Genomic DNA, 13,690 nt, shown 5'->3' on the forward strand with positions numbered 1-13,690 from the left:
AGGGCAGGGCCGAAAGTCAGCTGCGCCGCATCGCTCTGGCGTTGAGGATCAGAACCAGCGTGGCCAGCAGCAGTGAGGCGGCGATCAGCAGGGTGGAAATGGCGTTCAGCTCGGGCGTGGTGCCCTGGCGGATCAGGCTGAAGATGTAGACGGGCAGGGTGGTCGCGCCGCCGGAGTTCAGCAGGTTCGAGGTGATGAAATCGTCCATCGACATGACGAAGGCGGTCATCGCGCCGGCAAAGACGCCGGGCAGGATCATCGGCAGCGTGACCAGCCGAAAGGCGGTGAAGGGGGCGGCGTAGAGGTCGCGCGCGGCCTCTTCGAAATCGAGCGACATGCCCTGAAGCCGGGCACGGATCGGCAGGAAGGCGAAGGGAGTGCAGAAGGCGGTATGCGCCAGCACCAGCTTCAGCAGACCGTTGGTCAGCCCGATCTGCGAGAAGAGGATCAGCACCGCCACCGCCAGCACGATCTCGGGCAGCAGCAGCGGCAGGTTCACCACGGTTTCCGAGACGCGGCGGAATTTCATGTCGGTGGCGCGGGTCAGCACGATGGCGGCCAGCAGCGCGATGAGCGTGGCGCAGAGGGTCGAGATCAGCGCCACGGTCAGCGAGATCTCCAGCGCGCCCATCAGCGCTTCGTTCTCCAGCGCGGCGGCGTACCATTTGGTGGAAAACCCGGTCCAGACCGAAACCAGCCGGTTGTCGTTGAAGGAGTAAAACACCACGACGCCGATGGGCAGGTAGAGCCAGAGGAAGAACAGGATGCTGAGCGGGCGCAGGCCGGGATAGGTGCGGATGTTCTGGCTCATAGCGCAACCTCCGCCTGACGGGTGGCGCGGCGGGCATTCAGCAGCAGCACGATCACCACGAGGGTCAGCAGGACCATGGCGATGGCCGCGCCGAAGGGCCAGTTGCGCGCGCCGCCGAACTGCGTCTGGATCAGCGTGCCCATCATCAGCTGCTTGCCGCCGCCCAGCAGCATCGGCTCCAGCACCGTGCCGAGGCTCGGCACGAAAACGAGGATGCTGCCGGCGGTGAGACCCGGCGCGGCCAGCGGCAGGATCACCCGGCGCAGCGCCGTCCAACGCCCGCCATAAAGATCGTGGCTGGCCTCGATCAGTGCCGGGTCGATCTTTTCCACCGAGGCATAGACCGGCAGGATCATCAGCGGGATATAGCTGTAGACCATGCCGGTGATCATCGCGCCGGGGGTAAAGAGAAAGCCCGAGATGTCGGCGCCGCCGAACAGGCGATAGACGCGCTCCAAGAGCCCGTCATTGCCGAGGATGATCAGCCAGGCATAGACTCGCACGATCATCGACACCCAGAAAGGCAGCGTCACGAGGTACAAAAGCACGATCTTCAGCCGCGCCGATTGCTGTGCGATGTAATAGGCGACGGGCAGCGCGAGAAGCACGCAGATCGCCGTGGCGGCGCCCGCGAAAATCAGCGTGCGGGCGATGATGGCCAGGTATTTCGGATCGAATTCCAGCTCGTCCGTCCAGCCTTCGGTGAAGAGGATCTGCCGGTAGGAAGTGATGTCGAAGCCCCAGTCGAAGCCGCCATAGGCGCCGCGCTCGGCGACGCTGACGCCCGCGACGATCAGGATCGGCACGATGAGCGTCAGCAGCATCAGCGCCCAGGCGGGCACGAGGCCCCAGAAGCGGAAGGTCCGGCTCATTGGCCCAGCACCCGCGCGTTGGGTTCGCGAAAGCCGATACGGACGGTGCTGCCGATCTCCAGCGAGTCCTGATGCGACTGCGCGTTGCGGCGTGACAGGCGCAGCGTCACCTCGCCCACCTGCACGGTGTAATGGGTGAACCCGCCCATATAGTTGCGCGACCGCACCGTCGCGTCGAAGAGCGCGCCTTCGGCCTGCTCGTTCACGCCGATCTTTTCCGGCCGGATCGACATGGTGGCTGGCCCCGGACCGCTCAGCCCCTGGTGGCTGGTGGTGATATCGGTGCCAAGTGCTGTGCGGATCGTCGCTTGCGCACCCTCCACCGCGATCACCTCGCCGTCGAGGAAATTGGTGTCGCCGATGAAATCCGCGACAAAGCGGTTGCCGGGATCCTCGTAGATCTCCTTCGGGCTGCCGATCTGTTGCACCCGCCCGTTGCCCATGACCGCGATGCGGTCGGACATGTCGAGCGCCTCTTCCTGATCGTGGGTCACAAAGACAAAGGTGATGCCGGTTTCGCGTTGAAGCGTGCGCAGCTCGTCGCGCATCGCCTGCCGCAGCTTCAGATCCAGCGCCGAGAGCGGCTCGTCGAGCAGCAGCACCTCGGGCTCCGCCGCCAGCGCGCGGGCAAGCGCGATGCGCTGGCGCTGGCCGCCCGAGAGCTGGTCGGGCTTGCGCGCCGCGAATTGCTCCATATGCACCATTTCCAGCATCCGGCCCACGCGCTCGGTGATGCGCGTCTTGTCCCAGCCGAGGTTTTTCAGCCCGAACGCGATGTTCTGGCTGAGCGTCATATGCGGAAACAGCGCGTAGTTCTGAAAGACCGTGTTCACCCGCCGCTTATGCGCGGGCATTTGCGCGATCTCTTTCCCGTTGAGCAGCAGCGTGCCCGCGCTCGGCGTCTCGAACCCGGCGATCATCCTGAGCAACGTGGTCTTGCCGCAGCCCGATGGCCCCAGAAGCGTGAAGAACTCGTTCTGGAAGATCTTGAAATCGACATGGTCGAGCGCCGTGTAATCGCCGAAGCGCTTCGACACGTTCACGACTTCGATCGCGGAGGGGCGGCTCATGCGGGCATCCTTCGATGGCGTGTCAGGCGGGCGGGGGGCTCAGGCAGCGTCTGCGAGGATCATGCGGGCGCATTTCTCGCCGATCATCATCGTGGGCGCGTTGGTGTTGCCGCCGATCAGCGTTGGCATCACCGAGGCATCGGCGACGCGTAGCCCCTCGACCCCGCGCACCTTGAGCGAGGCGGGATCGGTGACTGCCATCTCGTCGGTGCCCATCTTGCAGGTGCCCACCGGGTGGAACACGGTCAGTGCCGCGCCGCGCAGGTAATCGAGGATCTGCTCGTCGGTATCGACCTCTTTGCCGGGAAGCATCTCCTTGCCCCGGATCTCGTCGAACGTGCTGTCGGCGAGGATGCTGCGTGCCACCTTGATGCCTTCGACCAGCACCTGCGCGTCCTGCGGATCGGAGAAGAATTTCGGGTCGATCTCCAGCGCGCCGGTCTTGCCCAGACGGATCTCGCCGATGGATTTCGGGCGCAGCACGCAGGTATGCACCGCGTAGCCGTGGCCGTATTCGATCACCCGGCCCCGGTGGCTGCGGTACCCCGGCACGAAGTGGAACTGGATGTCGGGATTTTCATTGGCGTATTTCGTGCGCGCGAAGCCGCCGGCCTCGACATAATTGGTGGTGAACATCCCCTTGCGCTGCGCCAGCCAGCGGAAGGGCGCGGCGATCATCGAGGGCAGGTTGCGCAGCGACAGCCCCAGCGTCCTGGTCGAGCTGGAGCGCACGGTGATCATGCCATCCACATGGTCGCGCAGGTTCTGGCCGACGCCGGGCAGATCATGCGCCACCCGGACCCCCGCCGCGTTCAGCATCGCCGCCGGGCCGATGCCCGAGCGCAGCAGCAGCTCCGGCGAGTTGATGGCGCCCGCCGCGAGGATCACCTCTTTTGCTGCCTTCAGCACCCGCTTGCCGTCGGGGCCGTCGATCTCGATCCCGGTGGCGCGGCCGTTCTCGACGATCACCCGCTTGGTGTCGGTGCCGCTGAGGATCGTCAGGTTCGCGCGGTCGCGCACCGGATGCAGGAAGGCGCGATAAGAGGACCAGCGCATGCCGTCATGCTGGGTGACGTTGTAGATGCCGAGCCCGTCCTGGCGCTCGGCGTTCATATCGGTGTTCTCGGAGAGATCCGCCGCGCGGCCCGCCTTGATGAACATCCGCGCCACCGGGTTCGGATCGCGGTGCCGGTCGACATAGATCTCGCCGCTTGTGCCGTGATATTTCGGATCCTGTCCGAGCTGGTTGTTCTCGAGAACCTTGAAGACCGGCAGCACGTCGTCCCAGCTCCAGCCGGCACAGCCCAGCTGCGCCCATTCGTCGTAATCGGAGGCAGCGCCCCGGATGTAGAGCATGGAGTTGATCGCCGAGGAGCCGCCGAGCGCCTTGCCGCGATTGAGCGGGATCGCGCGGTTCTTCAGCTCGGGCTGCGGTACGCTCATATAGCTGTAATCGTATTTCGGGTCGTTGTAGAGCGACAGGATCCCGGCGGGCACCCGCACGCGCGGCGAGCTGTCCTTGCCGCCGGCTTCGACGATGCACACCTGCGTGTTCGGGTCTTTCGAGAGGCGGTTGGCCAGCACGCACCCCGCCGATCCGGCGCCCACGATGATGTAATCGAAGCTGTCTTTGAGCATTGGAACCTCGCCTTGTCCATTGCCTGTCTGTTGACAGGGCAGGCGGGTCGAAGCCCATTTATAAGATTCAATTCACTGGTTAGGGCATGTCTAATGTTAAACTTTATAATGGGTTACATCTTATTCCCTCACGGAGGCCCGCGTGTGGCGGTGAAAACTTAGGCAATTCACACATTTGCAGGTGGGGCGCCTTTTCGAGACCGGACCCCATGTCTGCCGAGACAAACGGGTGTGAAACGCTCTGTCGGGGGCGGCTTTTGCCGCAAGGGCGGGCGCTCCCGCGCCAAAGCAAAACGCCCCGCCGGCAGGGCCGGGCGGGGCGTGCTGTTCGCATGTCTCTAAGCCGCTTCAGCCGCTGGCGGCCTTGCGCGTGTCCTCTGCCTCGGGGCCCTCGTAATGGGCATAGGCAAGCCGTGTCGCGATATGGTCGGCGATGTATTTGGCATCGTGCCAGACGCCCCAGATAAAGGTCGAGCCACGGCGCGAGAGCCAGGGCAGGCCGAGGAAATACACCCCGTCCTCGGTCGACACACCGCGCTGATGGGCGGGCTTGCCATCCGCGTCGAAGGCATCGACCTTGAGCCAGCCGTAATCCTGCCCGAAGCCGGTGGACCAGATCACCGTCTTCACCCCGGCCTTTTCCAGATCCAGCTCTGAAAGCGGGTTGGTCATGCAGTCGGGATCCGGACGTTTGACCCGGGCCGAGGGCTCTTCGGGCAGGTCCAGCCCGTTGCGGGCGATATAGGCATCGGCGGCGTCGAGCAGGGCGCGGTGATCTTTGTCGCCGCCATCGACATTGGCCACCAGATCGGTGCCGAACATCACCTTGCCGTCGCTATAGCTGTTGGTGCGGCCGACCAGCGTCATGCCCTGCGCCGCCAGCTCGCGGAAGTCGATGGTCTTGCCGCCCTCGGCGCCGCTGACGGCGATGGTCACATGCTCCTTGCCGGGCTCCATGGCGGGCGCGTCCCAGAGACCCAGCACGCCGAGCCACCAGACGAAATCGCGGCCACGATAGCTGCGCGGCGGGCGGTCGTGCGGGCCGACGGAGAGATAGACCTTGCGCCCGGATTTCATCAGCTCGTCGGCGATCTGCACACCGGACGATCCCGCGCCCACGACAAGCACCGCGCCGTCTTCGAGCTGGGCGGGGTTGCGATAGGCGCTGGAATGCATCTGCGTCACCGGCGCCTCGGCGGGGATGACCGGCGGGATCACTGGCGTCTGAAACGGGCCGGTGGCGGCGATCACGCTGTTGGCCTCATAGGTGCCGTCCGAGGTCTCGACCACGAAACCGCGCGCGCCGTCCTTTTTGCGCACCTCGGTCACCTCGACGCCGCAGCGGATCGGCGCGTCGATCATCTCGGCATAGCGTTCGAAATAAGCCGCGACCGCCTCCTTGGGCACGAAATCGTCCTGGCCGAAGCCCTCGAATTCCAGGCCGGGAAAACGGTCGTGCCAGGCCGGGCCGTTGGCGACCAGCGAATCCCAGCGCTCGCTGCGCCAGCGTTCGGCGATGCGCGAGCGTTCGAGCGCGACATGCGAGATCCCCAGCTTTCCGAGATGTTCGCACATCGCGACGCCGGCCTGTCCGCCACCCACGATCAGGGTTTCGACCTTCTTGCTCGCCATCGGCTCTTCCTTTCCATCACCGCGTACAGCAGGCGCCGCCCGGCGCCCTTGTTAACCCCGATGATTAGGCAAGCACGGCGTCGCGCAAAAACATGATTTATTGAAGCCTTGATTTTGTTCCGGCTAATCGGGTGCGCGCAGTCTGGAAGCGGCAGCACATGACGCGCGATGCGGGTTTCTCAAGGCTTTGTAATTATTATGAAAGGACCGGTCTCCGCTAGGCGCCGCCCGAGCCTATACGGCGACGCGCCGGCGAATGCCGAGCGACACCGGGTTCCCCGATATTTCAAGGGGGGCGGGTGATATTTGGGATACCTTTGGGAAATGGTGCTCCGAGCCGGAGAAACATCGAACTCTGGCGGGTATCGGAAACTAGCGGACGCTTTCGCGGTTACGATGGACAATCCACCAGGCGATTTGCCCGATGGGGCGGGTCTTTATGAGGTATTGGACGTTCTGGCGGACTGGAACGAGCACCTCTCCAAAGCTGGCGTGACTTTTGATGATCTGGAGCCGGGATCATGACGCGGCTTGGACGGATCACAGAAATGTTCGGGCGGTTGGCGGATGAATCGAAGAACATGCCGGAGACAACGCAGCCCCAGGAACACGCGTACCAGACGTTCACGATTTCCTTGCGCGTCAGTGCCGATGAGAAAGCCCGTCTGGAGCGGGATGCGGCGGGGATGTCGCGCAGCGCGTATATGCGAGAGAGGCTTTTTGGGCAGGATGTGACGCCGCGCAAGACGCGGGGGAAGAGCCCCGTGGCCGATTACGAGGCGCTGGCGCGCGTGCTGGCGGCACTAGGGCGTTCGGATTTGGCGCAGAGTTTCGAGGGGCTTTCCTGGGCGGAGGCAAACGGGGTGGTCAAGATCGATCCTGCGACGTCCGAAGCCATCCGCCAGGCCTGCAAAGATGTTTCGGCAATGCGCGATGATCTTGTTTCCGCACTCGGGCTGAAACCGGAGCGCCGCTGATGATACTTGTCGGCAACCAACGCGGCGGTGCGCGCGATCTGGCGCGGCACTTGATGAAGGACGAAAACGAACGTGTAGTGGTACATGACATGCGCGGCTTTGCCTCGACCGACCTCCTTTCCGCTTTTCAGGAAAGCCAGGCGATCAGCCGGGGCACGCAATGCAAGCAGCATTTATTTTCGCTCTCGCTCAATCCGCCCAAGGACGCCGATGTCCCGGTTGCCGATTTTGAGGATGCGATTGGCCGGGTCGAAGAATCGCTCGGCCTTTCAGGACAGCCCCGCGCCATCGTCTTTCACGAAAAGCACGGTGCGGACGGTCAGATGCGACGCCATGCTCATGCGGTGTGGTGTCGAATTGATGTCGAGCATATGCGCGCGGTGCAGCTCTCGTTCACCCGCACAAAGCTGCAAGCCGTGGCGCGCGATCTATATCGGGCGCACGGATGGCAGATGCCGAGCGGCTTTGTCCGCCATGAGGAGCGTGATCCGCGTAATTTCACGCTGTCTGAATGGCAACAATGCAAACGCGCCAAACGTGATCCAGCCCATATGAAGGAAATTGTTCAGGACGCCTGGGTAATCTCCGACAACCGCGCGGCCTTTGCCAATGCGCTCAAAGGATACGGGCTTATCCTCGCCCGTGGTGATCGGCGCGGAGCTGTTGCGGTGGATTACCGAGGAGAGGCGTATTCCGTCTCGCGCTATGCCGGGGTCAAGGCAAAGGCAGTACGGGATCGGTTGGGGGCTTTTGACGATCTACCGAACAAGGATACGGCGCATCGCATGGCCGCCACGCAGATCACGGATCGTCTCGACGAATTGCGTGAGGAACAAAGAAATGCGGCCAGAAACCGCATGGAGCTGCTACGCGCCGAGCAACGTGGTGCGCGGCAGCAACAAGCCGAAGAAACTCGGCGGTTGGCAGAAGCACAGAACGCCCGCAGGGACGCGGAAACCTCCATGCGCGCTGCACGGGTCAAGACGGGCCTGCGCGGCTTGCTCGACTGGATCACCGGAAAGCGCAAACAAATCGAAGCACAGAGCCGGCTGGAGGAGATGCAGGCGCGGGATCGCGATGCCCGTGAAACCGTTCGGCAAGCTGCACAGCAACAAGCGGACCGCGCGGCAGTATTGCACCGTGTAGCGCAGGAAAATGCCAAGCGGCAGGCAATTGAGTGGGAATTGCAGGCGGATGCGCAGAGGATCAAAGCCGCTATCCCTTCGCGCGAGGAAAAACGCGAGGCCTATATGGAAAAGCGGAAACGTTCCTCCGAGCGCCCCAGGCGGGGACGCAGCCGCGACGGTCCAAGCTTGGGTTAATGCACCGCGCAGACGTCAGCCAATCAGCAAATCATCTTCGGATTTACCGCTATCCAATGCAGCGACAAACCAGCCGGGTTTGCGTCCGCGTCCCGACCAGGTGACTTCGGGATTTTCAGGGTGGCGGTATTTCGGTGGAGCGGATTGCTTGCCTGGCTTCGGTGCGTCGAGCAATTCTTGCAGGGAGTACCCGGCTTCACGGGCAACCGCTTCGGCAGCCGCCCGTGCGGCGGCTTTCTGGCGTGCTTCGAAAGATTGAAGTGCTTTGTCGATGTCCTTTTGGAGAGCTTTCAGCTCTTCACGAGACATCGCATTCAGATCAAGTTCGATCATCATATCCTCATTGTCCGGCGCGATCAGCGTGGGTTTATGCGGAAAGGCGGGAACACGCAATCTCGGGTATTGGAAGGGTCTACATTTGATCTGTGATATTCTTTTCTGATCTCGCAACGCGAGCGCCGCGCAGGGGGTAATCCCCTGCGCGGCGTTTTTTGGAGGGTGGAAAACACCCCGCCGGAGGTCTCCGGCGGGGTGCGGGGCGTTATGCGGCCTCGCTCGTCTCCGGCACATCCGGCTCGACATCCTCGCGATAGCTGCCCTGCGGCACAGCCATATAGCGGGGCAGCCAGTGGGCGACTTGCGGCTTGCGCGTCCCGTCGAGACAGGCGCGGATCAAGGCTTTCTGGGTCTTGGCGGTTGCGGTAAGCTGCTGCTTCGCCGCCATGTCTCCGGCCAGTTCCTCTACTGTGGGCGATCCGGTTTCAAGGCACAACGCATGTTGCCGGAACCCTTAGGTCCGAGCCGTTTCAACACATTCTCGTTGATGAAGTCTACTTGCCGATGACACTCCGCAGCAATTTCCGTCCGGTTGCGAGCACCCACGGCTTGACCTATCTTTGTAAGATCGAATCGGAACAAGCGCAGGCTGAGCACAAGGCTAATGCAATATTTGAATCCATCAGATACGTTGCAGATATCTGTACCATTTGAAAAGCTACAGCGCGAAAGAGTTGTGGACTTAAATTCCGGTAGGGCGCAAAGCTTTCTTGCCAATGTACTTATAAGCAGCGCCCACTTTTCTGATGCCTCAACATTAAGACAAATGGTTCACGTTCTAAAGCGAAGCCGAAAACACCCTGTAACACTACGAAGTATGGTGTACTGCAAGCTCTCTTCGGAAGAAATGGGCGTTTCCGAGTATTTTTCCGCACGGCAAAGCTTCGAAAAACTCACGAGCATTGGGCCGAATGAGAGCATAAACAGTATTTTTGTGGCGTTCTGGCTTCACAGGGCGACTAATAGAGATTTATATCAATATATAACGGGCGGCCTCTTGTCTGAAGCCGCGAGTGATGTTATACTAAAGTTTGCTGGAGCGGAAAAGGGTGAATATAACACCCCACTGCTTCGAGAGCGAGAATTCGAGGCAGGCAGATCTATGGCTAGCGAAAAATTACGACAGGCGTCATTGCGCGCCTTCGGTTTTGTGCCTGATGTCCAGGTGGAGTTGTCTGACGAGCAACTAGCCGCTCACAAGAGGCGGATGGCAGATTATCGTGAACAGCGACCGAACAGAACTGTTAGCAACAAATCTTTGTTGGAAACGATCGAATCGTTCAAAGCGAGCATCTTGAGCCGTTGAAGGCTCGGGCCGGGCAGGAAGTATCGAATGTGTAATGCTCTTGGAGCTGCATTTGCAGCGACGGCGAGTGCCGAGCTTGCGAAAGAGCTCACAGCTGAAGTCAAACGTTTACTTCTTGAACATAAAGGAGAGAACTCCAATGAGTTCAAGAGAGCTTATGAGGCGCTCTTCCGCGATTTGGATGACATCTCGGCAGTCATTCGCGGCGACCGCAAGGTGGCGAAGCGCATCCTTAAGCTTGGCCCCAATGGAACCGACGAGGTTTGGGCGGAGCTTTCCGCATATATATATGTATTCGCTCTAGCTGAAGATGGGACGCTAGACTTCGCGTATCTGCAAAAAAAAAGGTTAGTTTAGGTTTGTCGAAATGCGACTCAAGCTACAAATCGCCCTGCTGATTTCTTGCACGCTGGTGTCGTTATCGGGCTTGTATGCCGCCTATCTTTTTAATGATGCTAGCCTTGGTGGAAGGGGCGGCGCAATTGGCGTTGCTATGTCGTTCGCGTATCTATTCTTCTCTTCTTTGAACACTTACAAAGGCATTGAAAAATTTGACGCCGCCGAAGAAGAGATTGCTTCTGCTCTCCAGTTGCAGATGTCAATCGAACAAAAACTTCAAAACATCCTGGACCGATTTACTCTATTAAAAAAAGATATTGAGAATGAAGCGCGGAGACAAAGGTCAGCAAATATATTTCTAGCCATCTCTACAGTAATTTCAACTCTCTTTGGTGGGTTCGGAGACCTGGTGGCGCATCAATTGATTGCAAAATAGAACCGCAGCAAATATATTTTTTATAGGAGGGCATTTGGCGTTTTCTGGGGTTTGTCGGCATTAGTGCGGTCGTCCTTAATGCGGTATTGCAACCGCAAACTCGGCAATCCCTTCTGCAAAGTCAGGCGGCAGAGCCGCAACAGAGATGCCACGTAACAGCACGTCAAGCCTTGCTCGGGACTTTCACGTAAGTTTTTGCGAACCGTGCTTCAGTCAGGTGTGGAAAGAAACTGAGAGATTTTGTCGCGCGCGCGGTTGTTGATATTTGTTGAAATCGGCGGACATGAGAAAGGCTTTCCAGCGCCGCCGAAGAGGCGGCGCAAAATTTTGTTGCGGGTTTGAAAACCAAATCCGCGCGGGCAAAAGGATGCGGGCCGCAGCCGGGCGGGCTGCGGTGCAAATTGCGGGCGGATTTCTGGGAATATGTTCCTAACCATGCCACGAAATTCCGATTTTGTCCAATGAATTTATAAACTTGCGGGAAGGACATCGTCTCCCCGCAAGCTCTTGGGCCGCTATTCCGCCGCGATGGCGATCTCGGGTGCTTCCTGCTCCGCCCGCTCGGGAAACCCGCTGCGCTCGGTATATCCGGCCATCGGCACGGCCATATAGCGCGGCAGCCAGTGGGCAACCTTCGGCTTGCGTGTCCCGTCGAGACAGGCGCGGATCACCAATTTCTGGGTCTTGGCGGTTGCGGTGAGATGTTCCTTCGCCGCCATGTCTCCGGCCAGTTCCGCGACCATGCCGCTCAGCGCCTGCTTGTCGCGGATCAGCGTGAGGAAGGTCTCGTCCGGCGACCAGACCGCGCCCATATCCGTGCCGAGCTGGTCTGCAAGATGCTCAACCATCTGCGATCCGGCTGCGAGGCTTTCCGCCATGAGGAGGGTCAGGATGCGGGTGATCTCGGCATCGTCCAGCGTCATGAGATGCGCCAGAAGCTGCGCCGCATCGGGGCGGGCATGCCACCACTCGTCATCGGCGGGGAGAACCCTCTCGGTTTCCAAGCCCAGAAGTTTGATCATCTCCGCGCGTTCCGTCTCGAACGCCTGCTGCGCCTTGTTCTCGGCAAGGCTCTCCGCGATCTCCGGCTTGGCGGCACGTTGCGCGTCCCGATGCACCGTCCAGAGTGCCGATCCCGTCAGCATATGCACCACGATCAGCCGCAGCCCGATGTCGGGACGGGTCAGGAGATCGTTGCGCACGGCGGCATGGCGGTGCAGCGCAAAGTAATTCTGCGCGGGTTTGGTCAGTTCCGGCTTGGCGGCGACGGTCTCGCCCGCCTCTGCCTTGGCACGTCTCTTCGCCTCGGTTTGGGTGAGATAGCCCTCATGCACAGCGACCTCTCCCTGCTGGGTGCAGGTGACAAACAGCTTGCCGCCGTCCTCCTTGGCGGTAACGATATGATCCCACGTATAGAACGGCTCGCCGATCTCCAGTACGGCAACCTCCGCCCAGCCCTTGGCGCGATGCCGCTCCGCCAGCTCGGCAATCGCCGCGTTCTGCAATGCCCAGAACGCTTCGCTGTTGGCAAAATAGCTCTCCTCTCCGAAGAGGTCGGCAACGATGGCAAGGCCGGAGGCCTCCACATCGAACCGCGCATTGGAGACGGGGATATGCGCCCCGCCAAACAGCCAGTCCTTGAGCCGCTGACCTGTGGGCGCATAAGCGTCCTCGTCCTTCACCAGCGCCCACCACGCCTTTTGCTGTTTCGGGCTCGCCAAAGTCAGGCTGCGCAGATCGCGGGCGTGCAGCTCGCCCTTACGATAGGCGGTGAGGATCGGCGGGTGCAGCCGCCCGAGCGCCAGCCGCTGCGCCACCATGCGCTCCGTGATGCCGAAACGGGCTGCGATCTCCTCGGCGCTGCGGCCTTGTTTGACCAGCGCGGCGAAGGCCTTGTACTGGTCGATCTCGTCCATGGGCAGACGCTCGATATTCTCGGCAAGTGATGCCTCGATGGCGGCAGCATCGTCGCCCGCTTCCATGATCAGGCAGGGCAGCGGGTCGATCCCGCAATCCTCTGCAATGATCCGGCAGGCGTTGAGCCGCCGCTGTCCGGCGACCACCTCGAAGCCCGCGCCGCTCGGGCGCACGAGCAAGGGTTGCAGCACCCCGAGGGCGCGGATGGAGGTCACGAGATCGGCGCAATCGGTCGCGCCGTATTTGCGCACGTTCTGCGGGGAGACGGTCAAGTCATTGATATCGATATGATTGAGGTGCATGGTTTTGGTCCTTTCCTCTGTTGGCGGTGCAAAAGCGCACCCTGAAGCCCCTCAGCGGCGAGAGGCTTGGGGCTGCGCTCCTCATCCGCAGCGGTAGACCAGAGGGGTTCCGGCAATGGTCGCCTCGGCGTAATCCATGCCGAGATCACGGGCGATGGCGTCGTAATCAACATAGACCTGAAGCTGCTCGCGCAGTTCCCCGAAAAACCCGTCCTCGACGAACAGCTCGGCAAGCTCGCGCAGGCTGTTCAGCTCGTAGATGTCGATGTCGAACTCGTCGGGGTGTAGATCGGGGGTGAGGTCGAACCCGCAGTCGCGCAGCGCGAGGATCGCCACGCGCTTGCCATGGGTGTCCCATGCCTCCACGGCCTCGAGATACTGGGCGATATTGCCCTGATGCAGGCCGAAGGCGCTGGCGAGGGCACAATCGATGGCGTCACCATCGATGAATTGAATCTCGAATTCCTCGACCGGCTCGCCGTAATCGTTGCGCAGGGCGCGGGATTTGGTGGTGAAGTCCTCGGCGGTCTCGAAATAGAAGCCTGTGGCGGTGATGTCGTAAGGTTGGGCGTGTAATGTAACGGTCATTTCCTGTTTCCTCTCAATGGGTAAGGGGTTGCGCTTGCAACCCTTGGCCCTCGCCGAGAGTGGGGGTGCAAACGGAAGGAAAAACCGGCGAAAGAGGCTCTGTCTTTGGCGGAGGATCACGGCGGGAGCGCATCCCGAAAAGTG

General features: G+C 61.0%; 15 protein-coding genes. 5 read left to right on the forward strand and 10 right to left on the reverse strand.

The window, feature by feature from the left end; translation table 11 throughout:
- Positions 1-16 precede the first annotated feature (16 nt).
- The 5 genes from I6N89_RS22795 to I6N89_RS22815 all read right to left on the reverse strand — a co-directional run bounded on the left by I6N89_RS22795 (position 17) and on the right by I6N89_RS22815 (position 6,023).
- Positions 17-811: an ABC transporter permease gene (locus tag I6N89_RS22795; RefSeq protein WP_207020655.1), complete on the reverse strand. Its 795-nt coding sequence runs from the start codon at positions 809-811 to the stop codon at positions 17-19.
- Positions 808-1,683, reverse strand: a complete 876-nt coding sequence (locus I6N89_RS22800; protein WP_207020656.1) for an ABC transporter permease — start codon at positions 1,681-1,683, stop codon at positions 808-810. Before I6N89_RS22800 ends, I6N89_RS22795 begins: the two co-directional genes overlap by 4 nt.
- The gene (locus I6N89_RS22805) at positions 1,680-2,753 is read right to left on the reverse strand and encodes an ABC transporter ATP-binding protein (protein ID WP_207020657.1); all 1,074 of its coding nucleotides are present in this window, start codon (positions 2,751-2,753) and stop codon (positions 1,680-1,682) included. Before I6N89_RS22805 ends, I6N89_RS22800 begins: the two co-directional genes overlap by 4 nt.
- A gap of 39 nt (positions 2,754-2,792) precedes the next feature.
- Complete coding sequence (locus tag I6N89_RS22810; protein ID WP_207020658.1) at positions 2,793-4,391, reverse strand: GMC family oxidoreductase; 1,599 nt, start codon at positions 4,389-4,391, stop codon at positions 2,793-2,795.
- 348 nt (positions 4,392-4,739) lie between these two features.
- Positions 4,740-6,023 carry a flavin-containing monooxygenase gene (locus I6N89_RS22815; protein ID WP_207020659.1) on the reverse strand — a complete coding sequence of 428 codons (1,284 nt, stop codon included), beginning with the start codon at positions 6,021-6,023 and terminating at the stop codon, positions 4,740-4,742.
- A gap of 521 nt (positions 6,024-6,544) precedes the next feature.
- On the opposite strand from I6N89_RS22815, the gene I6N89_RS22820 reads away from it, so the two are divergent.
- Together I6N89_RS22820 and I6N89_RS22825 are read left to right on the forward strand one after the other, a co-directional pair.
- Entirely contained in the window at positions 6,545-7,000 is a 456-nt protein-coding gene (locus I6N89_RS22820) for a plasmid mobilization protein (protein ID WP_236016793.1), read from the forward strand.
- A complete protein-coding gene (locus I6N89_RS22825) occupies positions 7,000-8,322 on the forward strand; it encodes a relaxase/mobilization nuclease domain-containing protein (protein WP_207020660.1) in 1,323 nt (440 codons plus the stop codon). Before I6N89_RS22820 ends, I6N89_RS22825 begins: the two co-directional genes overlap by 1 nt.
- A gap of 15 nt (positions 8,323-8,337) precedes the next feature.
- Here I6N89_RS22825 and I6N89_RS22830 read toward each other — a convergent pair whose 3' ends face one another.
- Both I6N89_RS22830 and I6N89_RS22835 read right to left on the reverse strand, forming a co-directional pair.
- Positions 8,338-8,655: an H-NS family nucleoid-associated regulatory protein gene (locus I6N89_RS22830; protein ID WP_207020683.1), complete on the reverse strand. Its 318-nt coding sequence runs from the start codon at positions 8,653-8,655 to the stop codon at positions 8,338-8,340.
- A gap of 208 nt (positions 8,656-8,863) precedes the next feature.
- A complete protein-coding gene (locus tag I6N89_RS22835; RefSeq protein ID WP_207020661.1) occupies positions 8,864-9,046 on the reverse strand; it encodes a hypothetical protein in 183 nt (60 codons plus the stop codon).
- 216 nt (positions 9,047-9,262) lie between these two features.
- Between I6N89_RS22835 and I6N89_RS22840 the strand changes: the two genes are divergently transcribed.
- From I6N89_RS22840 to I6N89_RS22850, 3 genes are read left to right on the forward strand one after another with little or no spacing between them, the layout of a single operon-like run.
- A complete protein-coding gene (locus I6N89_RS22840) occupies positions 9,263-9,964 on the forward strand; it encodes a hypothetical protein (RefSeq protein WP_207020662.1) in 702 nt (233 codons plus the stop codon).
- A gap of 27 nt (positions 9,965-9,991) precedes the next feature.
- On the forward strand, positions 9,992-10,321 hold the full coding sequence (locus I6N89_RS22845; RefSeq protein WP_207020663.1) for a hypothetical protein: 330 nt from the start codon (positions 9,992-9,994) through the stop codon (positions 10,319-10,321).
- A gap of 10 nt (positions 10,322-10,331) precedes the next feature.
- Positions 10,332-10,739: a hypothetical protein gene (locus I6N89_RS22850; protein ID WP_207020664.1), complete on the forward strand. Its 408-nt coding sequence runs from the start codon at positions 10,332-10,334 to the stop codon at positions 10,737-10,739.
- A gap of 163 nt (positions 10,740-10,902) precedes the next feature.
- On the opposite strand, the gene I6N89_RS22855 is transcribed toward I6N89_RS22850, so the two are convergent.
- From I6N89_RS22855 to I6N89_RS22865, 3 genes are all read right to left on the reverse strand, one after another.
- Positions 10,903-11,229, reverse strand: coding sequence for a hypothetical protein (locus tag I6N89_RS22855; RefSeq protein WP_207020665.1), 327 nt, complete (start codon positions 11,227-11,229; stop codon positions 10,903-10,905).
- Between the two features lie 25 nt (positions 11,230-11,254).
- The gene (locus I6N89_RS22860; RefSeq protein ID WP_207020666.1) at positions 11,255-12,958 is read right to left on the reverse strand and encodes a ParB/RepB/Spo0J family partition protein; all 1,704 of its coding nucleotides are present in this window, start codon (positions 12,956-12,958) and stop codon (positions 11,255-11,257) included.
- Positions 12,959-13,039: 81 nt separating this feature from the next.
- Positions 13,040-13,546 (reverse strand): antirestriction protein ArdA, encoded by a 507-nt coding sequence (locus I6N89_RS22865; protein WP_207020667.1) that lies wholly within the window; start codon positions 13,544-13,546, stop codon positions 13,040-13,042.
- Positions 13,547-13,690 lie beyond the last annotated feature (144 nt).

The sequence above is a fragment of the Salipiger abyssi genome, from assembly GCF_017311415.1.
Taxonomy (GTDB): domain Bacteria; phylum Pseudomonadota; class Alphaproteobacteria; order Rhodobacterales; family Rhodobacteraceae; genus Salipiger; species Salipiger abyssi_A.

Excerpts from the sequence above, each read along its gene's own strand:
- I6N89_RS22795 (WP_207020655.1), bottom strand. The coding sequence starts at position 811 with ATGAGCCAGAACATCCGCACCTATCCCGGCCTGCGCCCGCTCAGCATC.
- I6N89_RS22800 (WP_207020656.1), bottom strand. The coding sequence starts at position 1,683 with ATGAGCCGGACCTTCCGCTTCTGGGGCCTCGTGCCCGCCTGGGCGCTG.
- I6N89_RS22805 (WP_207020657.1), bottom strand. The coding sequence starts at position 2,753 with ATGAGCCGCCCCTCCGCGATCGAAGTCGTGAACGTGTCGAAGCGCTTC.
- I6N89_RS22810 (WP_207020658.1), bottom strand. The coding sequence starts at position 4,391 with ATGCTCAAAGACAGCTTCGATTACATCATCGTGGGCGCCGGATCGGCG.
- I6N89_RS22815 (WP_207020659.1), bottom strand. The coding sequence starts at position 6,023 with ATGGCGAGCAAGAAGGTCGAAACCCTGATCGTGGGTGGCGGACAGGCC.
- I6N89_RS22820 (WP_236016793.1), top strand. The coding sequence starts at position 6,545 with ATGACGCGGCTTGGACGGATCACAGAAATGTTCGGGCGGTTGGCGGAT.
- I6N89_RS22825 (WP_207020660.1), top strand. The coding sequence starts at position 7,000 with ATGATACTTGTCGGCAACCAACGCGGCGGTGCGCGCGATCTGGCGCGG.
- I6N89_RS22830 (WP_207020683.1), bottom strand. The coding sequence starts at position 8,655 with ATGATCGAACTTGATCTGAATGCGATGTCTCGTGAAGAGCTGAAAGCT.
- I6N89_RS22835 (WP_207020661.1), bottom strand. The coding sequence starts at position 9,046 with ATGGCGGCGAAGCAGCAGCTTACCGCAACCGCCAAGACCCAGAAAGCC.
- I6N89_RS22840 (WP_207020662.1), top strand. The coding sequence starts at position 9,263 with ATGCAATATTTGAATCCATCAGATACGTTGCAGATATCTGTACCATTT.
- I6N89_RS22845 (WP_207020663.1), top strand. The coding sequence starts at position 9,992 with ATGTGTAATGCTCTTGGAGCTGCATTTGCAGCGACGGCGAGTGCCGAG.
- I6N89_RS22850 (WP_207020664.1), top strand. The coding sequence starts at position 10,332 with ATGCGACTCAAGCTACAAATCGCCCTGCTGATTTCTTGCACGCTGGTG.
- I6N89_RS22855 (WP_207020665.1), bottom strand. The coding sequence starts at position 11,229 with ATGTCCTTCCCGCAAGTTTATAAATTCATTGGACAAAATCGGAATTTC.
- I6N89_RS22860 (WP_207020666.1), bottom strand. The coding sequence starts at position 12,958 with ATGCACCTCAATCATATCGATATCAATGACTTGACCGTCTCCCCGCAG.
- I6N89_RS22865 (WP_207020667.1), bottom strand. The coding sequence starts at position 13,546 with ATGACCGTTACATTACACGCCCAACCTTACGACATCACCGCCACAGGC.